Source organism: Anaeromyxobacter terrae (assembly GCF_022690685.1).
Taxonomy (GTDB): domain Bacteria; phylum Myxococcota; class Myxococcia; order Myxococcales; family Anaeromyxobacteraceae; genus Anaeromyxobacter; species Anaeromyxobacter terrae.
The window spans coordinates 1-22,584 of sequence record NZ_JALCYY010000007.1 but is presented as its reverse complement, the minus strand read 5'-3'; the positions used below and the strand labels follow the sequence as shown (position 1 = coordinate 22,584).

17 protein-coding genes are annotated in these 22,584 nt (G+C 73.1%); 2 read left to right on the top strand and 15 right to left on the bottom strand.

Annotation, left to right across the window (positions count from 1 at the left end):
* Positions 1-320 precede the first annotated feature (320 nt).
* From tyrS to MNY62_RS04590, 3 genes are read right to left on the bottom strand one after another with little or no spacing between them, the layout of a single operon-like run.
* A complete protein-coding gene (tyrS, locus tag MNY62_RS04600) occupies positions 321-1,571 on the bottom strand; it encodes a tyrosine--tRNA ligase (RefSeq protein WP_242342930.1) in 1,251 nt (416 codons plus the stop codon).
* 3 nt (positions 1,572-1,574) lie between these two features.
* Positions 1,575-2,369, bottom strand: a complete 795-nt coding sequence (locus MNY62_RS04595; protein WP_242342929.1) for a TIGR00282 family metallophosphoesterase — start codon at positions 2,367-2,369, stop codon at positions 1,575-1,577.
* A 33-nt stretch (positions 2,370-2,402) separates the two neighbouring features.
* A complete protein-coding gene (locus MNY62_RS04590; RefSeq protein ID WP_242342928.1) occupies positions 2,403-3,023 on the bottom strand; it encodes a 5-formyltetrahydrofolate cyclo-ligase in 621 nt (206 codons plus the stop codon).
* Positions 3,024-3,413: 390 nt separating this feature from the next.
* Between MNY62_RS04590 and MNY62_RS04585 the strand changes: the two genes are divergently transcribed.
* Complete coding sequence (locus tag MNY62_RS04585) at positions 3,414-4,325, top strand: serine/threonine-protein kinase (protein ID WP_242342927.1); 912 nt, start codon at positions 3,414-3,416, stop codon at positions 4,323-4,325.
* Between the two features lie 17 nt (positions 4,326-4,342).
* On the opposite strand, the gene MNY62_RS04580 is transcribed toward MNY62_RS04585, so the two are convergent.
* The 9 genes from MNY62_RS04580 to glgX form a co-directional block, all read right to left on the bottom strand.
* Positions 4,343-5,485: a cysteine desulfurase family protein gene (locus MNY62_RS04580; RefSeq protein WP_242342926.1), complete on the bottom strand. Its 1,143-nt coding sequence runs from the start codon at positions 5,483-5,485 to the stop codon at positions 4,343-4,345.
* 54 nt (positions 5,486-5,539) lie between these two features.
* Positions 5,540-6,667, bottom strand: coding sequence for a DHH family phosphoesterase (locus MNY62_RS04575; protein WP_242342925.1), 1,128 nt, complete (start codon positions 6,665-6,667; stop codon positions 5,540-5,542).
* Positions 6,664-7,494: a deoxyribonuclease IV gene (locus tag MNY62_RS04570; RefSeq protein ID WP_242342924.1), complete on the bottom strand. Its 831-nt coding sequence runs from the start codon at positions 7,492-7,494 to the stop codon at positions 6,664-6,666. Before MNY62_RS04570 ends, MNY62_RS04575 begins: the two co-directional genes overlap by 4 nt.
* A gap of 354 nt (positions 7,495-7,848) precedes the next feature.
* Positions 7,849-8,607 carry a Fic family protein gene (locus tag MNY62_RS04565; RefSeq protein WP_242342923.1) on the bottom strand — a complete coding sequence of 253 codons (759 nt, stop codon included), beginning with the start codon at positions 8,605-8,607 and terminating at the stop codon, positions 7,849-7,851.
* A 421-nt stretch (positions 8,608-9,028) separates the two neighbouring features.
* Positions 9,029-9,943: a branched-chain amino acid transaminase gene (locus tag MNY62_RS04560; protein ID WP_242342922.1), complete on the bottom strand. Its 915-nt coding sequence runs from the start codon at positions 9,941-9,943 to the stop codon at positions 9,029-9,031.
* Positions 9,944-10,040: 97 nt separating this feature from the next.
* A complete protein-coding gene (locus MNY62_RS04555; RefSeq protein ID WP_242342921.1) occupies positions 10,041-11,468 on the bottom strand; it encodes a patatin-like phospholipase family protein in 1,428 nt (475 codons plus the stop codon).
* An 84-nt stretch (positions 11,469-11,552) separates the two neighbouring features.
* The gene (gene glnE / locus MNY62_RS04550) at positions 11,553-14,609 is read right to left on the bottom strand and encodes a bifunctional [glutamate--ammonia ligase]-adenylyl-L-tyrosine phosphorylase/[glutamate--ammonia-ligase] adenylyltransferase (protein WP_242342920.1); all 3,057 of its coding nucleotides are present in this window, start codon (positions 14,607-14,609) and stop codon (positions 11,553-11,555) included.
* Complete coding sequence (locus MNY62_RS04545) at positions 14,606-16,030, bottom strand: sigma-54-dependent transcriptional regulator (RefSeq protein WP_242342919.1); 1,425 nt, start codon at positions 16,028-16,030, stop codon at positions 14,606-14,608. The genes glnE and MNY62_RS04545 overlap by 4 nt, the downstream gene beginning before the upstream one ends.
* Before the next feature lie 78 nt (positions 16,031-16,108).
* Positions 16,109-18,244 carry a glycogen debranching protein GlgX gene (gene glgX, locus MNY62_RS04540; protein WP_242342918.1) on the bottom strand — a complete coding sequence of 712 codons (2,136 nt, stop codon included), beginning with the start codon at positions 18,242-18,244 and terminating at the stop codon, positions 16,109-16,111.
* 419 nt (positions 18,245-18,663) lie between these two features.
* Between glgX and MNY62_RS04535 the strand changes: the two genes are divergently transcribed.
* Positions 18,664-19,563 (top strand): RNA polymerase factor sigma-32, encoded by a 900-nt coding sequence (locus tag MNY62_RS04535; protein ID WP_242342917.1) that lies wholly within the window; start codon positions 18,664-18,666, stop codon positions 19,561-19,563.
* Positions 19,564-19,641: 78 nt separating this feature from the next.
* Here the strand turns inward: MNY62_RS04535 and MNY62_RS04530 are convergent, their stop codons facing one another.
* The 3 genes from MNY62_RS04530 to MNY62_RS04520 form a co-directional block, all read right to left on the bottom strand.
* Complete coding sequence (locus tag MNY62_RS04530; protein WP_242342916.1) at positions 19,642-20,406, bottom strand: SDR family oxidoreductase; 765 nt, start codon at positions 20,404-20,406, stop codon at positions 19,642-19,644.
* A 40-nt stretch (positions 20,407-20,446) separates the two neighbouring features.
* Positions 20,447-21,973, bottom strand: coding sequence for a sensor histidine kinase (locus MNY62_RS04525; RefSeq protein WP_242342915.1), 1,527 nt, complete (start codon positions 21,971-21,973; stop codon positions 20,447-20,449).
* Positions 21,970-22,584, bottom strand: a 615-nt coding sequence (locus MNY62_RS04520; protein ID WP_242342914.1) for a hypothetical protein, incomplete at its 5' end; no start/stop codon positions are given. The genes MNY62_RS04520 and MNY62_RS04525, both read right to left, overlap by 4 nt.

The window sequence follows — 22,584 nt, the reverse complement described above, 5'->3', positions numbered from 1 at the left end:
ACCCCGACCTCGACCCCGACCTCGACCCCGACCCCGACCTCGACCCCGACCTCGACCCCGACCTCGACCTCGACCCCGACCTCGACCCCGACCTCGACCTCGACCCCGACCCCGACCCCGACCCCGACCCCGACCCCGACCCCGACCCCGACCCCGAAGCCGATCCCGACCGCCAGGTCGAGGCCGAAGCCCCTCGCGAAGCCAGCTCCGAAGCGCCCCGCGGTGCCGCCGCGGAAGACGGCCGCGAAGCCCAAGCCGAAGACGAAGCCGAAGACGCGCGCGCGGTGATCCGCGCGTCGCTCAACGGGTGAGAGGCAGCCTCAGGCGAGCTTCAGCCTGACGAAGCGGCGCTTCCCGACCTTCACGAGCCACTCGCCCGCGCCGAGGGTGGCCTTGTCGTCGGACACGCGCTCGCCGTTCACCGACACGCCGCCCTGGGCGATGAGCCGGCGCGCCTCGCTGCCGGAGGCGACCACCTTCACGTCCGCGAGCAGGCGCGCGAGCGGGAGGCTCGGCTGCCCGTCGAGCGCGACGGACCGCTCCTCGACCTCGTCCGGCACCTCGCGCCGCGCGTGCACCTGCGCGAAGTGCTCCTCCGCCCGCCGCGCGGCGTCCGCGCCGTGGAAGCGGGTGACGATCTCCTTCGCGAGGGCGATCTTCGCGTCCTTCGGGTGCCCGGCCCGGAGCGCGCCGATCTCGGCGCTCGTCCGGTCGGAGAGGAGCTCGTAGTAGCGCCACATGAGGTCGTCGCTGACGCTCATGAGCTTGCCGAACTGCTCCTCCGGCGCCTCGGCGACGCCCACGTAGTTGCCGAGCGACTTCGACATCTTGCTGCCGGAGATCCGGCCGGAGATGGGATCGAGCTTCGCGTCGAGCCCCTCGAGGATCGGGCCGGTGAGCACCACCTGCGGCGCGAGCTGGTAGTCCGGCATGATCGCGCGGCCGACGAGCAGGTTGAAGAGCTGGTCCGACGAGCCGAGCTCGACGTCCGCCTTCAGCGCGACCGAGTCGTACGCCTGCGCGAGCGGGTAGAGGAACTCGTGCACGCTGATGGGGATGTTGCCGGTGTGGCGCTTCTTGAAGTCGTCGCGCTCGAGCATGCGCGCGACCGTGTAGCGCGACGCGAGCCGGATGACGTCGGCGAAGCCCATCTTGCCGAGCCACTCGGAGTTGTAGCGGACCTCGGTCACGGCGGGATCGAGGATCCTGAAGACCTGCTTCTTGTAGGTCTCGGCGTTCTCCGCGAGCTGCTCGGGCGTGAGCGGCGGCCGCGTGCTGTTGCGGCCGGTCGGATCGCCGATGAGGCCGGTGAAGTCGCCGATGAGGAAGATGACGGTGTGGCCGAACTGCTGGAAGCGGCGCATCCGGGAGAGGAGCACCGTGTGGCCGAGGTGCAGGTCCGGCGCGGTCGGGTCGAACCCCGTCTTCACCCGCAGCGGCACGCCCGTGTCGTACGCCTTCTGGAGCCGCGCGCGGAGGTCCTTCTCGAGGTGCAGGTCCACCGCCGCGCGGGTGACCTCCTGGAACTGCTCGTCCGGCGTCGCGCTCCTGAGCTTCGCGTTGGGGTCCATCGCCTAGGTCTCCTCGAGCCTCTCCTGCACGCGCGCGATGGCGCGCGCGCGGCCGCTGTCTTCGTCGATGTCCAGGATGGCGCCCTGGAGCCACACGTCGCGCTTCGCCGGCTCGAACGGCACGGGGCGCGCGGTGAGGAAGCGCTCCACGACGAGCTCCTTCTTCACGCCGATGACCGAGTCCCACGGCCCGCACATCCCCACGTCGGTGACGAAGGCGGTGCCGCCGGCGAGGACGCGCGCGTCGGCGGTCTGCACGTGCGTGTGCGTGCCGAGCACCGCCGAGACTCTGCCGTCGAGGAAGTGGCCCATCGCGTTCTTCTCGCTCGTCGCCTCGCAGTGCATGTCGACGAGGATCGCCTTCACGCCCTCGGCCCGCAGGGCGGCGATCTCCTCCTCCGCGACCCGGAACGGATCCTCGAGCGAGCGCATGAACACGCGCCCCTCGAGGTTCACGACGCCGAGGCGGCGGCCGTCGGGCGTCCGCACGACGGCACGGCCCCGGCCCGGCGTGCCGGGCGGATAGTTCGCCGGGCGCAGCAGGCGGGCGTCCGGGCGCTCGAGGTACGGCACGATCTCGCGCTTGGACCAGATGTGGTTGCCGCTCGTGAGGAGGTCGACCTCGGCGGCGAGGAGCTCCTCGGCGGTGTCCGGCGTGACGCCCACGCCCGACGCCGAGTTCTCCGCGTTCGCGATCACGAGGTCGAGCCCCTCCCGCGCGATGAGGCGCGGGACGAGCCGCTGCACGGCCTGGCGGCCGGGCTTTCCGAAGACGTCACCGAGGAAGAGGACCTTCAAGGTTGGAGGTGTCGCAAGCGGGAGGGTCCCGCGTCAACGGGATTCTCGGCGGAACAGGAGCGTGCGCTCCTCCGTCACGAGCGCGTCGAGGCGCGCGTCGTGCGCCTCGAACGGCAGGGCGGGCACGACCTGGAGCTCGAAGGCCAGGCCGATGCGAACGGCGCGCGGCATCGACTCGAGGGTGGCGTCGTAGTAGCCGCCGCCGCGGCCGAGCCGGTGACCGTCCGCCGAGAACGCGACGCCCGGCATGAGGACCAGGTCCACCGCCTCGCGCGGAACCTCGGGCGCGTCGGCGGGCGGCTCCAGCGCGCCGAGGGAGCCGGACGCGAGCGCGTCCGGCGCGCAGCGCCCGAAGGCGAGGCGGCGATCGCCGGGGACCACGCGAGGGAAGACGAGGAGGGCGCCGCGGGCGAGCGCGCGGGCGGCGATCGCGCCCGTATCGACCTCCGCGCCGAGCCCGGAGTAGAGGGCGATGATGCGCGCCGAGCGAAAGGCGGGGACCTCGTCGAGCCGCGCTGCGATGGTGCGGGACTTCTCGAGCCGCTCGGCAGGGGGGACGGCGCGGCGGGCGGCGACGAGAGCGGCGCGGAGGGCGCGCTTCTCTTCGCTCGCCCCGATCTCGCGCGTTCCGCTCAGCGCTGCCTCCGCGGGCAAAAAAAGAGCCCCCGCGTAGAGCCGTGTGGCCCGGTTGCTTGGACCTGTATTTCTACAGGTGGGGCACCCGGTGCACCAGCGTCCGTAGGCTTCTCCCTCGCTGCTGGGAGCTTGCTCATGGACGAGGGCGGGCGCTCCGCTTTGGCACAAAGTCGGCCCAAACGACGCGGGGCCCAAGCACGAGCTCGGCAGGGGCAGATCTAGATCAAGAAAAAGAGCTAACATCGCGGAACGCGCAGTGTTTTTACGAATCAGATCGTAGGCGGCCGAGCGAGGAGTGTCAAGCGGTGACGTCAGCCTCCACGGGTAGAATCACCCCGTGCGGGCACCCCTTCGTACGCTCGGCTGCACCTACACCGGCGCGGCGCCTCGCGCCGCCGGGTGGCGCGCGTGAGCGTCCTGCCGGAGCTCGCCGACTACGCGGTGGAGGCGCTCGTCGGACGTGGCGGCATGGCCGAGGTGTACCGCGCCGTCGCCCGGCGCGGCCCGCACGCCGGACGCACCGTGGCGCTGAAGCGCCTCCTCCCCGAGCTGGCGCGTGACCCCGAGCACGTCGCGCTCCTCGCCGAGGAGGCGGCGGTCACGCGCCGGCTCCGACACCCGGCCATCGTGGAGGTGCTCGAGACCGGCGTCGCCGGCGGCGCGCCTTTCATCGCGATGGAGTACGTGGACGGGCGGAACCTGCGCGACGTGCTCGCGCGCTGCGCGGCGCGGGGGATCCTCCTCCCCGTCGACTTCGGCTGCTACGTGGGCCACGTCGTGGCGGGCGCGCTCGCCCACGCGCACGAGGGGCGGGACGAGGACGGCGCGCCGCTCCGGGTCGTCCACTGCGACGTCTCCCCCTCCAACGTGTTCGTCTCTCGCCTCGGCGCGGTGAAGCTCGGCGACTTCGGCGTCGCGCGCGCAGCGGGAGCGGTCGGACGCGCTCCGGGGGCGGTCGGCAAGGTGCACTACCTCGCCCCGGAGCTCATCCGCGGCGAGCCGCCCGCGCCGCGCACCGACGTGTTCGCCCTCGGCGCGGTGCTCTTCGAGCTGCTCACGAACGCGCCCGCGTTCCCGGGGCAGGACGTGAACGAGGTCGGCCAGCGGATCCTCGCGGGCCGCCTGCGCGCTCCGTCGGAGGTGCGGCCGGAGCTGCCGTTCGAGCTCGACGCGCTCGTCCTGCGCTGCCTCGCGCCCGATCCGGACGAGCGCTGGCAGAGCGCGGCCGAGGTCGCCGCCGAGCTCGCCCTCCGCTACGACCGCGCGGTGGGGACCGAGCTCGCCATCGCGGCGGTGGTGCGGGGGCTGTTCGGGGCGTGACGCCGCGCCCCGGCGCGTCAGGCCGCCGGGATCGCGGCGCGGATGCGGGCCACGAGCGGCGGGACCATCCGCAGCGCGGCGTCGACGTCCGCGGCGCTCGTGGTCCAGCCGAGCGAGAAGCGGATCGTGCTCCGCGCCTCCGCCTCGGAGAGCCCGAGCGCGAGGAGCACGCCCGACGGCTTCGTCGACCCGGAGTGGCAGGCCGACCCCGCGCTCGCGCAGAGGCCGTCCACGTCCATCGCCATGAGGAGCGCCTCGGCGTCGCAGCCCTCGAACGTCAGCGAGGCCGTGCCCGGCAGGCGCGGCGCGTCCGCGCCGTTCACGCGCGCGCCCTGCACCGCCGCGAGGAGCCCCGCCTCGAGGCGGTCACGGAGCGCCGCCACCCGTGCGGCCTCCTCCTCGCGCCGCGCACAGGCCGCCTCGATGGCCGCTCCGAGCCCGGCGATGCCGGGCAGGTTCTCCGTGCCCGGCCGGCGGCCGCGCTCCTGCTCCCCGCCGCCGAGCGGCGCGAGCGGCAGGCCGGGGGTCACCCACAGCGCGCCGGCTCCGCGGGGCCCGCCGAACTTCTGGCCGGTGAGCGCCACGAGATCCGCGCCGAGCGTCCGCACGTCGAGCGGGATCTTTCCGATCGCCTGGACCGCGTCGCAGAAGAAGAGGGCCCCCGCGTCGCGCGCCGCGTGGGCGAGCTCCGGGACGGGCAGGAGGACGCCGGTCTCGTTGTTCGCGCGCATCGCGCAGGCGAGGGCCACGTCCGGCCCGAGCGCGGCGCGGAACCGTTCGGGATCGACGAGGCCGCGGCGATCCACCGGCACGACCGTGAGCGGCGTCCCGCTCCGCTCGAGCGCACGGGCGAGCGAGAGCACGCAGGGGTGCTCGACCGCGGTGACGACGAGCCGGCGACGGCCGGCGGGCGCGGTGCCGAGCACGCCGCGGATCGCGAGGGCGGCGGACTCGGTCGCGCCGCTCGTGAAGACGAGGTCGGCGGGCGCGGCCCCGAGCGCGGCCGCCACCTGGCCGCGGGCGCGGTCGAGGACGTCGCGGGCGGCGCGGCCCGCGGCGTGGACCGAGCTCGGGTTCCCGAACACCTCGAGCGCCGCGTGCACCGCGGCGATCGCCTCGGGGCGCATGGGCGTGATGGCGTTGTGATCGAGGTAGATCATGCGTGATTCACGACCGGGCGGAGCGAAGCGAGCCCGCCGGGGCGCCACCGCGGATCACACGAGGCTGCGGACCTTCCGGGCGCTCACCCCGAACGCGTCGAGGAAGCTCCGGACGACCTCCTCCCGCAGCCGCTTCTTCGCCGCGCCGGAGAGCCCCTTCATCGGCAACCGGGCGCCGGCCATCGTCCCGTGACCGCCGGCGGAGCCGCCCATCGCCTCGATGACCTCGCGGATGAGCCGGCCCGCGTTCATGCGACGGTCGCCCGTCCGGACCGAGAAGTAGAGCTGGTCCTCGTACTCCGCGAAGGCGAGCGACCAGCGCATGCCCTCGAGGTACATGAACCGCTCGGCGACCTCCGCGACCATGTCCGGCGTGTAGATCTCGCCGAGGTCGCAGATCACGACCTCGTCCTCGTAGACGTGCGCCTTCTCGATCGCCACGTGGTAGAGGCGGAAGTAGTCGTCGGGCAACCGCGGGTGCTCGATGTCGCCGAGGGCTTCCTTGTCCACCATCGGGAACAGCCACAGGTACGCGTCCACGTCGATCTGCGTGGTCTGACGGCCCAGGTCGCGCGTGTCCGCCTTGATGCCGTAGAAGAGCGCGGTCGCGACCTGGGCGGGCATCTCGAGCCCGCTCGCGCGGAAGTACTCGGCGAGCACCGTGGAGGTCGCGCCGAGCGGGCCGCCCACGTCGGCGATGGGAGCGAGGTGCGAGTCGGGCCGCTCCGGGTGGTGGTCGATCACCACGTCGGGGAAGTGGCGGGCCGGCAGCGAGTGGTTCCCCTGCTCCGGCTGGGTATCGACCATGCAGATGAGGTCGTACTCGTCGAAGACGACGCGCGACACCGGCACGACCGGGAGCTTCAACACGCGGACGAGGGCGCGGTTCTCGGCGCGGCCGACGATGCCGCCGTAGGCGACGATCGCCTCGACCCCGGCGAGCTTGTCGAGGAGGTGGGCGAGCGCGACGCCGGCCGCGATGGAGTCCGGGTCCGGGTTGTCGTGCGTGAGGATCAGCGCGCGCTTGTGGGAGCGGGCGTACTCGATGAGACGGTCGAGCTTCGCCTTCGTGCTCGCGATATGGCGCGGGTAGAGCGTCATCCGGGCGGATTGCACGGGCGGCCGCGCACGTGATCGAGTCGGCTCTTCATTCTGGTGGCGCATGGGATGGGGGGACTTCATCGGCGACGAACGAGGCCGCGGAGCACCTCGATGTTCTCCTTCCAGCGCGACTCGGTCTCCACGAACCCGGGCAGGTCCGCGAACCGGGCGTCGTTCACGAGGAGGCGGAACGGGGCGAGCCCCATCGCCCCCTCTCCGATGTGCTCGTGCCGATCGACCCGGCACCCGAGCGGCTTCTTCGAGTCGTTCAGGTGGAACGCGCGCACGTGCGCGAGGCCGACGACCCGGTCGAGCTCCTCGAAGGTCCGCGCGTAGCCCGCCTCGGTGCCGAAGTCGTAGCCGGCCGCGAAGAGGTGGCAGGTGTCGACGCACACGCCGACGCGCCTGCGCGGCGCGGCCGGGACCGCCGCGCGGATGGCGGCGAGCTGCTCGAAGCGCCAGCCGAGGCTGGTCCCCTGGCCGGCGGTGGTCTCGACGAGCAGCCGCGACCTCCCCGGGACCGCGTCCAGCGCGCGCTCGATGGCCTCCGCCACGAGCCGGACCCCCGCGGCCTCGTCGTCGTGGCTGCCGGGGTGAAAGATGAGCGAAGGGATCCCGAGCCGGTCGCAGCGGCCGAGCTCGTCGGCCAGCCCCTCCCAGCTCTTCTTGCGGATCTCGACGTCCTGCGCGGCGCAGTTGAGGAGGTAGGAGGAGTGGGCGGCGGTGGGCAGCTTCGTTCGCCTGGCCTCGCCCTTGAAGCGCGCGACCTCGTCGTCCTCGAGCGGCTTCGCCGCCCAGCCGCGCGCGTTGCGCGTGAAGATCTGCAGGCAATCGGCCCCGTCCGCTTCGGCGCGGGAGAAGGCGGTCGACACTCCGCCTGCGATGCCTTCGTGGGCTCCGAGGAACATGGGGCGCGCATCTATACAATAGGCGGGCGTGGCATCGCCATGCTCGCCCCGATCGTCCCAGCCGGGACGAAAAGCCCAAGAGACGCGCACCCTTGCCAGCACTCCGGGGCCATGCCCGAGGGCATGGTCGCCGCGCCGGTCTCCTCCGAGCCCCTCCGGATCGTGAAATAAGACACCCGGTCGGGGGATTCCCCGACCGGGCGCAGCGCTGCTCGAGCGATGTCCGAGGTGCTAAACGCGAGCGAAGCGAGCCGCCGGGGCGGCAACGCGGAATCGGCGAAGCCGCTCGCGGGGGCGGCCTGGGCCCGGCGCGCGGGGGGGGGGCGGGCCCCCCCCCCCCCCCCCAGAACATCACTAGCGGGCGGCCTTCGCCCGGACGTTCGCGGCGAAGTACTTCTCGGCCTGCTCGAGCGCGTTGTCGAGCGCCTCCACGGTGAGGTCGCGGAGCACCGCCTCCGCGAAGCGGAGCGAGTCGTAGTACCGCTGCCGATCGGTGGAGTGGACGATGAGGAGGAGCGGGTAGCCGGCGTGCACGAGCAGGAGGTTCGCGAGCAGCCGGGCGATGCGGCCGGACTGGTCGGTGTACGGGAACACCTGCATGAAGCCGTGCTGCAGCCGGGCGATCTGCTGGATCGGGTGGAGGTGACGGAACTCCGACGCCTCGGTCGCCTCGAGGACCTTCTCCAGGGCGGCGGGGATCTTGGCGGGCTGGGCGATCTCGTGGAAGTACGCCCGGTGAAGGGGCATGTCCCTCCGGAAGTCGGGCGGCGTCTTCTCGGGTCCGCCGCAGAGCGTCTCGTAGAGCCGCTTCACGAGCGCGAGGGTGAGCTTCGGCCGCTTGGCCTTCGCCTCCTCGCGGACGAGATCGAGCGCGGTCTTGTGGTTCCGCAGCGCCGAGAGGGCGGTGACGAACGTGGCGTCCGCGAGCGGCTGGTTCGCGAGCGCCGCCGCGAGCTCCTGGGGCGTGTAGACGACGCCCTCGAGCGCGTTCTCGTGGTACAGCCACGAAAGCTCGTACTTCTGGAGGAAGTCCGCGCCGAGCTCGGGTGCGCTCTGCATCCGGTCGGCGAGGTCCTCCATGCGATCGTCGATGTCGACGTATCGGGTCCGCATTTTGTCGTGCTCCTCGAGCCCCGGCGGTCTCCCCGGGAACGTTGCCCGGTGACCAGCCTCAAGTGCTTGTACTGTGGGGTGATTTTCAGGTCATCCTGGCCGGAAGCCGCGCGCAATCTAGCCGAAGGCTTCGCCCATCGTCAACCCAACATCGACTCTGGCGGTTGGAACGGGCCTTCGGGCGGTTTTGTTCCGCGCGCTCGTACGGTCGCCCGTACCTCGTCGGGGCGAGCTTCAGAAATCGCCGCCATTCCGATGACTTGTGCTGGAGAGACGGGGCGCTCGAGCCGGGGCCCTGTTGGGGGCAGATCCCCGCCTCGGCCGCGGGCGCGAGGCACCCCCAAAAGGAGACGCCGCCGGCGGGAGCGCGCGGCGGCGTCGGAGAGGGGGGCCGTCCCTGGACGGCCCGTCAGGCGGAGGCTCAGTACGCCGTGAGCCACTCCCGGTAGCGCTGCTCCTCGCCGCGCACGGCGCGGAAGAAGGTCTCCTGGACCTTCTTCACCACCGGCCCGGGCTCGCCCTTGCCGATGCGGCGGCCGTCCACCTCGCGCACCGGGGTTACCTCGGCGGCCGTGCCGGTCATGAAGAGCTCGTCGGCGAGGTACATCGTGTCGCGCGTGAACTTCTCCTCGCGCACCGGGATCCCGAGGTCGCGCGCGATGCGGAGGACCGTGTCGCGGGTGATGCCGGCGAGGACCGGCGACGAGAGCGGCGGCGTCTGGAGCACGCCGTTCTTCACGATGAAGATGTTCTCGCCCGCGCCCTCGGCCACGTAGCCCTCGGTGTCGAGGAGGATCGCCTCGTCGAAGCCGCTCAGGGCCGCCTCGCGGGTGGCGAGGAACGAGTTCACGTACTGGCCCGAGATCTTGGCGCGGACCATGTTCACGTTCACGTGCATGCGCGTGAACGAGGAGACCTTCGCGCGGATGCCGCGCTTCATGCCCTCCTCCGAGAGGTAGGCGCCCCACGGCCAGGCGGCGACCATGACCTGGACCGGGTTCACCGCGCCGACGCCCAGGGCCCCCGCTCCGAAGAAGGCGAGCGGGCGGAGGTAGCCGGCGTCGAGCTTGTTCGCCTTGAGCGTCTCGACGCAGGCCTGCTCGAGCTGCTCGACCGAGTATGGGATCTCCATCAGCACGATGTGCGCGGAGTCGAAGAGGCGCTGTACGTGCTCGCGCAGCCGGAACACGGCCGGGCGGCCGTCGGCTCCGCGGTACGCGCGGATGCCCTCGAAGACGCCCATGCCGTAGTGCAGGGCGTGGGTGAGGGCGTGGACCTTCGCGTCCTCGAAGGCGACGAGCTTCCCGTCGAGCCAGATCTTGTCCGCCTTGATCATGCCGGCCTTCCCGCTTTAGCGATGGTGGAGGGTCGAACATGCCCGACGGCGTGGGGCGTTTCAAGGGCCGGGGCGGGCCCCGAGGCGGACGCCGCCGTCAGGCCGCGAGCGGCGGGAAGGGCCGGCACATGCGCGCTATGAACGGCATGTCCGGGTGGAGCTCGGCCTTGCCCGCCTGGATGGCCCGCTGGAGCGCGCGCTCGGAGGGCACGACCTCCACCGGCGAGAGCACCTGCGCGAACGAGCGGTGGTGGTGCACGAAGGGGCGGTTGCGCGCCACGTTCTGGGCGGCGAGCTGCTCGAGGCCGAACCAGAGCGGCTGGGTGATCTTGGGCCCGAAGCCCTCGAGCGCGAGCACGAACGCGTTCCGCGCGCCGATGGCGCCGCGCTGCACGTTGACCCACGCCTCGCGCGCGGGGAGGTTGTCGACGAGGCCGCCGTCCACCAGCCGGAACAGATCGTGGCGCTCGAAGAGCTCGGCGAGGAGCCGGTGCATGCGCTCGTCGTCGCGCAGCACGTCGTAGTGAATGACGCCCGGCAGCGCGGAGGAGAAGCCGACCGCGTCGATGGCGTCGAACGCGCGGGTCCCGTCGTCGCCGCCGAGGTAGACGCGGGCGAAGCGGTCCCGCTGCACGATGAGCTCGGCGACCGCCTGGAACGCCTCCGACATCATCCGCTTCACGACGTGGGGGCGGGCCTCGCGGCCGTGCAGGTCGAGGAGGTGCTCGTAGTAGCTCGGGTCGCGCGGGAGGGCGCCGTTGCGGATGCCGGTGACGGCGACGACGAGCGGGACGGCGAGCTGGCCCAGGGTGAGCGGGTGGCCGTCGGGGCCGCGCAGGAACTCGCCGATGGCGGCGCGGAGGTAGAGCCGCATCGCGGCGGGCAGGCCGTAGCGCGAGCCGGTCTGGAGGAAGCGGAAGATCGAGCGGAACGAGAGCGAGCGCATCGCCTCGTCGACGTCGCCCGGGTGCCAGCGGAGGCGTCGCGCGCGGAAGAGGAGGAGCACCGCGCCCATGCTCGTGCCGGCGAGGAGGCGCGGCACGAGGCCGTACTGCTCGAGGAGCGCGAAGGCGCCGAGGTAGGACCACGCGACGCCGCCGCCGCCGCCCGCCACGAGCACGAGCGCCTTCTCGCAGACCTCCCGGTCGATGGCCTCGGGCGGCAGCCGGCCCGCGAACGCGGCGGCGGCGCGGCCGCGCCAGGCGCGCGCGTGGAGCGCCAGGCCGGGCAAGACGCGGGCGAGCTCGCCGCGGTCGATGCCGCCCTTGCCGAGCAACGCGGGCAGCGCGAGCGCGCGGACGTCCTCGCGGAAGGGGGCGAGGAGCCCACCCAGATCGACGTCGCCGCCGTCCGGCGCGCGGACGAGCGTGGTGCGCGCGAGGTTGAGCGCGTAGCGGAGCGCGGCCTCGTCCGGCTCCGAGAGCCAGGGCGAGCTCGACACGACGTCGCGGACGAGCACGGCCTCCGCCTCGCAGAAGGGCCGGAGGTCCTGGTGCAGCGCGTCGAGGGCGTCGTCGGAGGGCAAGGCGGCGGGATTGTAGACGAGTCCGCTCCGGCGACGAAGACCGGCCCGGACGCCCGCCGCCCGCCCACGTCAGCGCACCACGGCTCAGCGCACCACGGCGTCGAACGCCTGGCGGACGGCGCCGGTGGTGCGCGCGTAGTCCGCGAGGAACCGGTCGCCGGGCGCGGGGCCGTAGTACCCGAGCCGGCGCGCGAGCTGGTGCAGCGCGGGGCCGCTCTCGGGGAGGTGGTCGATCGCGAAGTCGTGCACGATGCGGAGCCGGAGCTCGACCCGGCGCAGGAAGTCGTAGCCGCGGGCGAGCGCCTCGAACTCGGCCTCGCGCAGGAGCCCGGCCGCCCGGAGCCGCTCGAGGGCGACCGGAGTGGAGCCGGTGCGGATCTCCGGGTGCGCGTGGCCGTGGGCGAGCTGGAGGAACTGCGCGGCGAACTCGACGTCCACGAGGCCGCCGTGCCCGGTCTTCGGGTTCTTGCCGCGCGAGGCCTCCTTCGCGAGCTCGCTCTCCATCCGCTCCCGCATGCGGCGGATCTCGGCGGCGAGCTCCGCGCGATCCTCGCGGCGCCCGTACACCGCCGGCACGATGACCTGCGCCTCGATCTCGGCGAAGGGCGCGGGATCGCCTGCGACGTGCCGCGCGCGGAGGAGCGCCTGCCGCTCCCACAGCTGGCTCCGCACCGGGCCGGCGGCGCCGTCGCGCGCCCCGCCGCCCGGGAGCGCGTCGCCCATGTGGTAGCGCGTGAACCCCTCGGTGCCGATGACGAGCGCGCCCTGGTTCCCCGACGGGCGGAGCCGCGTGTCGATGGCGTAGAGCCGGCCCTCGCGGAGCGGCATCTGCAGGAAGGACATGAAGCGCTGCGCGAGCCGCGAGTAGGCCGTGTGGTGCTCGCCTCCGCCGCCCCGGTAGAGGAACACGAGGTCGAGGTCGGAGTGGTAGCCGAGCTCGCGCCCGCCGAGCTTGCCCATCCCGACGACGCACAGCCGCGACGGGGGCAGCACCCCCTTCGCGCGCGCCTCGCCCTCCGCGAGCTCGAGGCAGCGCTCGAGGCAGACCTCGGCGAGGTCGGAGAGCTGGCGGGCGATGGCGGGCAGGTCGATCGTGCCCGCGATGTCGTGGATCGCGACGCGCAGGATCTCCTCGTTCTTGAAGCGCCGGAGCTCGCCGAGCTGGCGCTCGAGGAGGTCGTCCGGCTCGAGGTCCGCCGGGAGCGCGGCGAGCCGCTCGTCGAGGTCGGCGCTGAACCGGGCCGCGTCCTTCTCGAGCAGGACCTGATCCTGGCGGAGCAGCAGGTCGATGAGCTCCGGGTGGCGCAGGAACCGCTTCGAGAGGAAGTCGGAGGTGCCGAAGAGGGAGAGCAGGAGCCGGGCGACGCGCCGGTGCTCGGCGAGCATGCGGAAGTACGGCCCGGGGTTCGAGAGCGCGGCGGCGAAGTCGGCGAGGTGCGAGATCGCCTGGTCGGGATCGGGCGTGCCGAGCGCGTCGGCGAGGAGCGCGACCGCGGCGGCGGGGTCGCCGTGGGGCGAGAAGGGCGTGCGCCGCCGGGCCATGGCGTCGATGGCGGCGAGCACGCGGTCCGGGTCGACGAGCCCGCGCCGGGAGGCGATCTCGGCCCGGCGCGCGGCCTCGACGTCGGGGTCGGCGAGGAGCGCGAGCTCCGGGTCGAGCGGCGCCTCCTCGGCCGCCGCCCCGAGGAGCCCGCCGAAGAGCCTCGCCACCCGCTCGCGGTGCGCCGCGAGCGCGGTCTCGAACGCCTCCTCCGTCGCGTAGCCCATCCCGCGCGCGAGGCCGAGCCGCTCGCCGGCGGGGGGGAGCCGGTGCGTCTGCGCGCCCTCCACCATCTGGACGCGGTGCTCCGCGCGCCGCAGGAACAGGTACGCGTCGGCGAGCACGTCGCCGTCCTTCGCAGGCACGACGCCGGCGAAGAGGAGCCGGTCGAGGGCGGGCAGCACCGCGCGCTCCCGCAGCGCCTTCCCGTCCGCGCGGCCGCCGTGGAGCAGCTGGAGCGCGGAGACGAAGAACTCGGCCTCGCGGATGCCGCCCTTGCCGAGCTTCAGGTCGTCCTTCCCCTCCGCGCCGGCGCGCGCGTCGATGCGCGCCTTCATCGCCTGGATCTCGGCGAGCACGTCGAGGTCGAGGCTGCGCCGCCACACGAACGGCTCGAGCTGGCGCAGGAGCTCGTCGCCCGCCGCGAGGTCGCCCGCGGCGGGGCGCGCCTTCACGAGCGCGTTCCGCTCCCAGGTGCGGCCGAACGACTGGTAGTAGAGCTCGGCGGCGCGGACGCTGTTGACGATGGGCCCGTTCTGCCCGTCGGGCCGGAGGTTCAGGTCGACGCGGAAGACGAAGCCGTCCTCGGTGGGCTTCGCGATCGCCTCGGTCACGAGCTCGGCGAGCTTCGCGAAGTAGGCGAAGTGCGTCACCGGCCGCTCGCCGCCGGTCTGGCCGTCCCGGTCGTAGACGTAGATGAGGTCGACGTCGGACGAGAAGTTGAGCTCGCGGGCGCCGAGCTTCCCCATCGCGATGGCGCAGAAGCCCGCGCCCGGCTCGCGATCCTCGAGCCCCGCGGGCGGGCCGTGGCGAGCGCGCAGGCGGCGGTCGTGGAAGCGGATCGCCGCGTCGAGGGAGGCGGTCGCGAGGGAGGAGAGCTCCGCGGTGACCTCCTTCACCCGCGCGCGCCGCAGATCGCGCAGGGCGATGCGGACGATCTCGCGGGCGCGCAGCGCGCGGAGCAGGCGCAGGAGGCCCGGGACGTCGTCCGGATCGAGCCGGCGCACCGCGCGGGCGAGGAGCCGGTGCAGGTCGGCCTCCGGGCGCTCGCGAGCGAGGAACGGCGAGCGCGCGGCGCGGCGGAGGAGCCGCGGATCCCGCGCGAGGAGCGCCGGGACCATGCGCGACGAGCCGGCGAGGAGGACGAGCGCCTCGAGCAGATCACGGTCCGCCGGGAGCTCGCCTGCGCCGTCCAGGTACCGCTCGACGCCGGCGAGGGCGAGGTCGGGATCGGCGGAGAGCCGGCACAGCGCGAGGACCTCGTCGAGGCGGCCGGGGGAGCGGCGCCCGAGCCGCGCGACGCGCTCCTCGGACTCGGGCGCGCGGGGCGGCTCGGGCGGGAGGCCGGGGATGGCGTGGGCCGGGCGCACGGGGTCGCTCACCCCTCGTCGCCGTCCGGCTCCGCCGCGGGCGCGCCCCGCCCCGCGCGGGAGAGCCCGTGCTGCTTGATCTTCTTGTGCAGGTTCGTGCGCTCGACGCCGAGCGCCTGGGCCGCCTGCGTGATGTTCCAGTCGTGCTCCTCGAGCTTCTTCAGGATGTAGTCGCGCTCGACGAGATCGCGGAGCTCGCGGAGCGGGACCTCTCCGTAGCGCGACAGGTCCGACGCGCCGGCGGCGGGCGCCGCGGCCTGGCGCGGGCCGACGCTCTCCGGCACGTCCGCGGCCGTGATCCGGTCGCCGCTCATGATCACCATCCGCTCGCAGACGTTGCGGAGCTCGCGCACGTTGCCCGGCCAGCGGTAGGCGCGCAGGCGGTCGTACACCTCGGGGTCGATCGCCTTCGGGCGCGTCCCGTTCTCGCGCGCGGCGAGCTGGAAGAAGCGCTCGGCGAGGAGCGGCACGTCCTCGAGCCGCTCGCGGAGGGGCGGCGAGACGAGCGGCACCACGTTCAGGCGGAAGAAGAGGTCCTCGCGGAACGTCCCCTCGCGCACCTCGGCCTCGAGGTCCTTGTTCGTCGCGGCGATGACGCGGACGTCCACGTTGAGGGCGCGCTCGCTGCCGACCCGCACGATCTCGCCGGTCTGCAGCGCGCGGAGCACCTTCGCCTGCGCCGAGAGGCTCATGTCGCCGATCTCGTCGAGGAACAGGGTCCCGCCGTGGGCGACCTCGAACTGGCCGCGCCGCCGCGCGGCCGCGCCGGAGAAGCTCCCCTTCTCGTGGCCGAAGAGCTCGCTCTCGATGAGCTCGGAGGGGATGGCCGCGCAGTTCACCTTGACGAACGGCCCCTGCGCCCGCTTCGACTGCCTGTGGATCTCCGCCGCGACGAGCTCCTTGCCGGTGCCGGACTCGCCGAGCACGAGCACGCGCCCGCTCGTCGGGGCGACCTTGGCGATGTCCTCGCGCAGCCGCCGCATCGCCGGGCTCTCGCCGAGCATCTCGTCCTGGAACTTCCGCTCGCGGGCGGCGAGGACCTGGACCTTCTCCTCGAGCGAGCGCCGGGCGAGCGCGTTCTTCACCGAGACGAGCACGCGATCGCGATCGACCGGCTTCGAGAAGAAGTCGGTCGCGCCGCGCTTCACCGCGTCCACCACGTCGCTCGTGTCGGCGTGACCGCTGATGACGACGACCGGCAGGTCGCGCCACAGCTCGCGCGCACGGGAGAGCAGGGTGAGCCCGTCCATGCCGGGCAGGCGGATGTCGAAGATGCCGAGATCGACCGGCTCTCCCTCGAGGATCTTGAGCGCGTCCTCCGCGCTCTCGGCCTCCGAGACGGCGTAGCCCTCCGCCTCGAGGACCATGCGCAGCGTGCGGCGGATGTTGCGCTCGTCGTCCACCACGAGCACGGTCGGCTTCGTCGCGTCCATGGGGCAGGGATTATAAGGCCCTGTTGCGGCCGCCGCGCGATTCCACGGCCGCAGGGACGGCGTTCCTCGCGCGCCGCGTCAGCGGTCGGCCGGGCGCGAGAGGATCACGAGGGAGCGGGCCTCGACCGGCACCGTGCCGCGCGCCTTCAGGTGCTCGTGCTTCTCCTCGCTCGCGCCGGCGGTGTCCACGAGCAGCTCCCACTCCTGCCCCCAGTCCACGTCGGGGAGGACGTAGGTGACGGGCTCGTGCCAGGCGTTGAGGAGGATGAGCAGGGAGTCGCCCGTGATCCGCTCGCCCCGCTCGTCCGGGGTCGCGATCTGGTCGCCGCCGAGGAGGAAGGCGACCGACTTCGCGAACGGCTTCTGCCAGTCCTCCTCGGTCATCTCGCCGCCGTCGGGGCGGAACCAGGCGAGGTCCTTGAGCGACGAGTCCCACGGGTGGCCGCCGCGGAAGAACCGGCGCCGCTGCAGCACCGGCTGCTGCATCCGCAGCCCGACCAGCTTGCGCACGAAGGCGAGGAACGCGCGGCTGCGCTCGTCGAGGTTCCAGTCGAGCCAGGACACCTCGTCGTCGTGGCAGTAGGCGTTGTTGTTCCCGCCCTGCGTCTTCCCCATCTCGTCGCCGGCGGTGATCATCGGGACGCCCTGCGAGACGAGCAGCGTCGCCATGAGGTTCCGCATCTGCCGGTCGCGCAGGGCGAGGATCGCGGGGTCGTCGGTCTCCCCCTCGGCGCCGCAGTTCCAGGAGTGGTTGTCGTCGGCGCCGTCGCGGTTGTCCTCGAGGTTCGCCTCGTTGTGTTTCTGGCCGTAGCTGACGAGGTCGCGCAGCGTGAAGCCGTCGTGGGCGGTGATGAAGTTCACGCTCGCGTAGATCTTGCGCCCGGCCCCCTCGTAGAGGTCGGCGGAGCCGGTGAGGCGGTAGCCCATCTCGCTCGCCAGGTCCTCGTCCCCCTTCCAGAAGCGGCGCACGACGTCGCGGTACTTGCCGTTCCACTCCGACCAGCGCACCGGGAACGCGCCCACCTTGTAGCCGTCCGGCCCGAGGTCCCACGGCTCGGCGATGAGCTTCACCTGCGCGAGCACCGGATCCTGGTGGACGGCGACGAGGAAGCGGGACGCCTCGTCGAAGAGCTCCGGATCGCGGGCGAGCGTGACGGCGAGGTCGAAGCGGAAGCCGTCGACGTGCATCTCCTCGACCCAGTACCGCAGCGAGTCCATGACGAGCTTCAGCGCCTGGGGGTTCGTCGTGGCGAGCGAGTTCCCGCAGCCGGTCGCGTCCCAGTAGTGGCGGGGGGACTCCTCGACGAGCCGGTAGTAGCTGCGGTTGTCGAGCCCCTTCAGCGAGAGCGTCGGGCCGAGGTGGTTCCCCTCGCAGGTGTGGTTGTAGACCACGTCGAGGATGACCTCGATCCCGGCCGCGTGCAGCGCCTTCACCATCTCGCGGAACTCGGTCACCTGCTCGCCGCGGCTGCCGCGGGCGTACCTCTGCTCCGGCGCGAAGAAGCCGAGGGTGGAGTAGCCCCAGTAGTTCGTGAGCCCCTTCGCGCGCAGGAAGGGGTCGTCGAGGTACTCGTGGATCGGCAGGAGCTCGACCGCCGTCACGCCGAGCCGCTGCAGGTGGGCGACCGCCGGCGGCGAGCCGAACCCCGCGTACGTCCCGCGCAGCTCCGGCGGGACCTCGGGGTGGCGCGCCGTGAAGCCCTTCACGTGCACCTCGTAGATGAGGCTCCGGTGCAGCGGGGTGCGCGGCGGCCGGTCGTCGCCCCAGTCGAAGCCCGCTCCCACGACGACCGCCTTCGGGACCGCCGCGGCGCTGTCGCGCTCGTCGAGGGCGAGGTCCTGCTCGGGCGCGTCGTGCCGGTACGAGAAGATGGGGCCCTCGAGATCGACCTCGCCGGAGATCGCGCGGGCGTACGGGTCGACGAGCAGCTTCGCGCCGTTGTAGCGGAGGCCCGCCTCCGGCTCGTAGGGGCCGTGCGCGCGGTAGCCGTAGAGCGCCCCCGCCTTCACGCCGGGAAGGTAGCCGTGCCAGACGTGCCCCGTCCGCTCCGTGAGCCGCACGCGGCGGACCTCGCGCGCGGGATCGGCGGGATCGAAGAGGCAGAGATCCACGTCGTCCGCCTCGCGCGCGTAGACCGCGAAGTTGGTGCCCTCGTCGTCGCAGGTCGCGCCGAGCGGGTGGGGCCGCCCAGGCCAGATGGTCTCGCCGGTCATGGTCGCCCGCTCCGTGCCGGGCCTCCCTGCAAGTTGCTCCCGCGGCAAACGGGCGGCCATCGGTGCCTTCTCGGCGCAGGGCGGCAGGGCAGCAGGCCGCGCTCGCACCGCCGGCTGGCCTCTCGTGAGCCGTTGCCCCGCGCCGAGGCGGAAGGCCATCTTTTCCTCGAGGACGCTCGGAGCGCGAGCGCGCGAGCAAGCGCCGCCGTGGCCGGCGGAGGCTCGCGCCCATGGCTGGCCGCCCCTGTCGCGCTTACCGACCTCGAACCGGGCGACCGCGTTCGTTCTTACAGTCTGCGTCTGCCCCGGCGGCGCGGCATCTCCCGTATTTGCGCCGAAAACAGGGGACATCGTACCCGGCACGCCAGTTGCTCGATGCCGGGACGCGACATCACCGACGCCACCAGGAGGCAGGAACGATGAATCGAACGACGGCCGCGAGCAGCACCCTCGACCAGTACCTCCGCGAGATCAACAAGGTCGCCCTCCTCACCGTCGAAGAGGAGCGCCGCCTGGCCCGCGAGTTCCGGGACGAAGGGAAGACGCGCGCCGCCCACCGGCTCGTCGAGGCGAACCTGCGCTTCGTCGTGAAGGTGGCCTTCGAGTACCGCTCCTACGGCCTCCGCATGGCCGACCTCATCCAGGAGGGCAACATCGGCCTCATGAAGGCCGTGCAGAAGTTCGACCCGGACAAGGAGATCCGGCTCATCTCCTACGCCGTCTGGTGGATCCGCGCGTACATCCAGAACCACATCCTCAAGTCCTGGTCGCTCGTGAAGATCGGGACCACGCAGGCGCAGCGGAAGCTCTTCTTCTCGCTCGCCCGCACCCGGCACGAGATCGAGCGCGTGACGCCCGGCGCCGGCCTCGAGTCCGAGGGCATCGACGTGAACCTCGTCGCCAAGAAGCTCCGGGTCCGGGCGAGCGACGTCGTCGAGATGCAGCAGCGGATGGAGGGGCGCGACCTCTCGCTCGACGCCCCGGTCGCCGACGGGACGAGCACGCACCTCGAGTTCACCCCCGCCGACGCCAGCCCGCAGGACGAGGAGCTCGCCCGCGTCGAGGAGGACGCGATCGTGAACCGGCGCGTCAACGAGGCGATGAGCCGCCTCGATCCGCGCGAGCGCCACATCGTCGAGGCGCGCATCATGGGCGACGGCAAGGAGACGCTGCGCGACCTCGGCCAGCACTTCGGCTTCTCGCGCGAGCGCGCCCGCCAGCTCGAGATCCGCGCCCTGGAGAAGCTCCGCCGCGAGCTGCAGCCGCTCGCGGACGAGATCGGCTACCCCGAGACCCAGGGGGCGGAGGCGAGCGAGTAGCGGGGCGGACGGCTCGAGCCCCGAAGGGACGGCGCCGCCGGCCGCTCGGCCGCGCGGCGCCGTCCCGTTCTACCGGGCTTACCTGCGGCTCACCGAGAACGGCGCGAACGCCTGCTGCACGGGCATGAGCTCGAGCGCGTTCACGTTCACGTGCGCGGGGCGCGTGACGCACCAGAGGATCGCGTCGGCCACGTCGGCGCCCGAGAGCGGGGTCACGCCCTCGTAGACCTTCTTGGCGCGCTCGGCGTCACCGCCGAACCGCACGACCGAGAACTCCGTCTCGGCCATCCCCGGCTCGATCGACGTCACCCGGATCGCGGTGCCGAGGAGGTCGGCGCGCAGGTTGAGCGAGAACTGCCGCACGAACGCCTTCGTCGCGCCGTACACGTTGCCGCCCGGGTACGGGTAGCTCCCCGCGACCGAGCCGAGGTTCACCACGTGCCCGAGGTTCCGCTCGACCATCCCCGGCAGCACGGCGCGCGTGACGGTCACGAGCCCGGTGCAGTTCGTGGCGATCATCGTCTCCCACTCGTCGAGCGACGCGCGCTGGGCGGGCTCGAGCCCGAGCGCCAGCCCCGCGTTGTTCACGAGCACGTCGATCGCCGCGAACCTCGCGGGGAGGCCCGCGATCGCCGCCTCGACCGCCCCCCGGTCGCGCACGTCGAGCACGACCGTGTGGACCCGGTCGCCGCCCTTCGCGGCGAGCGCCTCGAGCCGGTCCTCGCGCCGGCCCGTCGCGACCACCCGGGCGCCCGCGCCGAGGAGCGCCTCCGCGCACGCCGCCCCGAAACCCGCGGTCGCGCCCGTGACGAGCGCGACCTTGCCGCCGAGATCGTATGCCATGCGGTGGATGCTACAGCGTCGCGCGCTCGAGCTGAACCGGTCACGCCGCGCTCTTCGCCTCCGGCGCGAGCGGCAGGGCGATGGAGAAGGATGCGCCGCCGCCGGGGCGATCGCCGACCTGGATCTCCCCGCCGTGCTGGAGGATGATCTTCTTCACGATCGCGAGGCCGAGCCCGGTCCCGCCCACCCCCTTCGTCGTGAAGTACGGATCGAAGATCCGATCCCAGAGGTCCCGGTCGATGCCGGGCCCCTCGTCCGCGACGGTGAGCACGGCGCGCTGGCGCGTGCGCGCGATGCCGAGGTGGATCCGGGCGCGCGCGGGGCGTGCCGCGTCGATCGCGTTCTGGCAGAGGTTCGTGAGCACGCGGCGCATGAGCTGGCGGTCGAGCGCGACCGGGCAGGACCCGCTCGCCTTCACGACGGACAGCTCGGCGGCCGCGCCGAGCTGCTTGCTCGTGCGGAGGAACTCCTTCACGAAGGCGCCGAGCTCCGCCGGCTCGGGCTTCACCTCCGGGAGCTTCGCGAACGCGGAGAACTCGTCCACGAGCCGCTGCAGGGTGCCGATCTCCTCGCGCACGATCTCGCCCGCCTCGCCGAGCAGCTTGCCGAAGTCGGGGTCCCGGAGCCGGGTCGCCTTCCAGCGGGCCTCGAGCTGCTGGAACGCGAGCTTCATCGGCGTGAGCGGGTTCTTGATCTCGTGCGCGAGCCGCCGCGCGACGTCCTGCCAGCCGGAGATCTTCTCGAGGTAGACGATCCGGTCGCGGCTCTCCCGCACCTCGCGGACCATGGCGTTGAACGCGCGCGCGAGCCCGGCGACCTCGTCGTTCGCGCGCCCGGGATCGACCTGGACCGCGAGATCGCCCGCGGCGAGCCGGCGGACCGCCTCGACGAGCCGCGTGACCCGCCGGGTGGTGCGGCGCGCGAGCAGGATGCCGATCGCGGCCGCGCCCGCCGCCCAGGCGACGAGGAGCAGCGCGAACGCGCGCACGTAGCTCCGGCGGATCTCCGAGCGGAGCGCGTCGACGCCCTGCACGAGCTCCCCGACCTCGCGCGCCTCGCCGAGCTCGGCGAAGTAGCGCGCCTCGATCGCGAAGGTGCAGTCGAGCCGGCCGCCGCCGGGGAGCGCCACCCGCGCCGGCGCCTCTCGCCACTCGCCCTCGGGGTTCTCGGCCTGCGTCTCGGCCTCGGCGACGACCGCGCCGTCCGCGGCGTGCAGCGCCACGCGCCTGAGCCGTGGCGTCCGCGCGAGCGCCGACTCGAGGTAGGCCCGCGTCCGCCTCCGGTCCTGGGGGAGCCCGCGCGCGAGCGAGCGCGCCTGTTCGGCGTAGAGCTGCTTGCGGGCCTGGAAGAGATCGCCGTACAGCGCGGGGACCGCCTCGAGCCGCTCGACGACCCGGGGGTCGAGGCCGAGCGCGAGGTTCTCCTCGGCGAGCTTCCCGGCGAGCAGGAGCGCGCCGAGGAGCGGCAGCGTCGCCGAGACGACGAGGGCGACCGCGATCTTCGCCTCGAACCGGGAGACGCGCAGCACGCCGGCCGCGCGGCGGAACAGCGAGCGCGCGCCGCTCACCGGCCCGCTCCCGTCGCGGCGGCACCCGGCGCGAACGTGCGCGAGCGGAAGAGGTGCACGTCGCTGCCCGGATCGGGCTCGCGTAGCAGGAAGCTCGCGACCGCGCCGAGCACGCTGCGCGTTCCGCCGGAGGTGCGGGTGCCGGCGGCCGGGTTCGCGATGTACTCGCGCGTGCGCTGGAGCTGCTCGCGGGAGACCGGGTTCACCTCGACGCGCGCCTCGAGGTGGTAGGGCGCAACGGGCAGCGCCTGCACCGGGCCGAGGTCGACGCCGCGCGCCTCGGAGAGGAAGCGGCGCAGCGCCGCGAAGTCCGGCAGCACGTAGTGCACGCCCTGCGGCGCGCGCGGGTCCTTCACGGTCACCGCGTACGTCTCCTCCCAGACGTCGAAGAGGATCTCCACCACGCGCCCGTAGAGCGCGGCCGGGGCGCGGGCGCCGTCGGGCACGACCGAGACGTAGATCGCGACGACGTTCGTGAGCCCGTTGCCGAAGTCGCGCTCGGTCGCGGGCGGGAACGCGGCGGAGAGATCGAGGGTGGCCTCGGCGTGGCCCGCGCGCGGGGCGACCCGGGCGGCGAGCGGCTCGGGCGGGCCGGCGGCCCCGGCGCGCAG

Bases quoted from the DNA above. Each gene is read 5' to 3' on its own strand.
- MNY62_RS04580 (WP_242342926.1), bottom strand. From the start codon at position 5,485: ATGATCTACCTCGATCACAACGCCATCACGCCCATGCGCCCCGAGGCG.
- MNY62_RS04560 (WP_242342922.1), bottom strand. From the start codon at position 9,943: ATGATCAAGGCGGACAAGATCTGGCTCGACGGGAAGCTCGTCGCCTTC.
- MNY62_RS04570 (WP_242342924.1), bottom strand. From the start codon at position 7,494: ATGTTCCTCGGAGCCCACGAAGGCATCGCAGGCGGAGTGTCGACCGCC.
- MNY62_RS04535 (WP_242342917.1), top strand. From the start codon at position 18,664: ATGAATCGAACGACGGCCGCGAGCAGCACCCTCGACCAGTACCTCCGC.
- MNY62_RS04530 (WP_242342916.1), bottom strand. From the start codon at position 20,406: ATGGCATACGATCTCGGCGGCAAGGTCGCGCTCGTCACGGGCGCGACC.
- tyrS (WP_242342930.1), bottom strand. From the start codon at position 1,571: ATGGACCCCAACGCGAAGCTCAGGAGCGCGACGCCGGACGAGCAGTTC.
- glgX (WP_242342918.1), bottom strand. From the start codon at position 18,244: ATGACCGGCGAGACCATCTGGCCTGGGCGGCCCCACCCGCTCGGCGCG.
- MNY62_RS04545 (WP_242342919.1), bottom strand. From the start codon at position 16,030: ATGGACGCGACGAAGCCGACCGTGCTCGTGGTGGACGACGAGCGCAAC.
- MNY62_RS04565 (WP_242342923.1), bottom strand. From the start codon at position 8,607: ATGCGGACCCGATACGTCGACATCGACGATCGCATGGAGGACCTCGCC.
- MNY62_RS04575 (WP_242342925.1), bottom strand. From the start codon at position 6,667: ATGAAGTCCCCCCATCCCATGCGCCACCAGAATGAAGAGCCGACTCGA.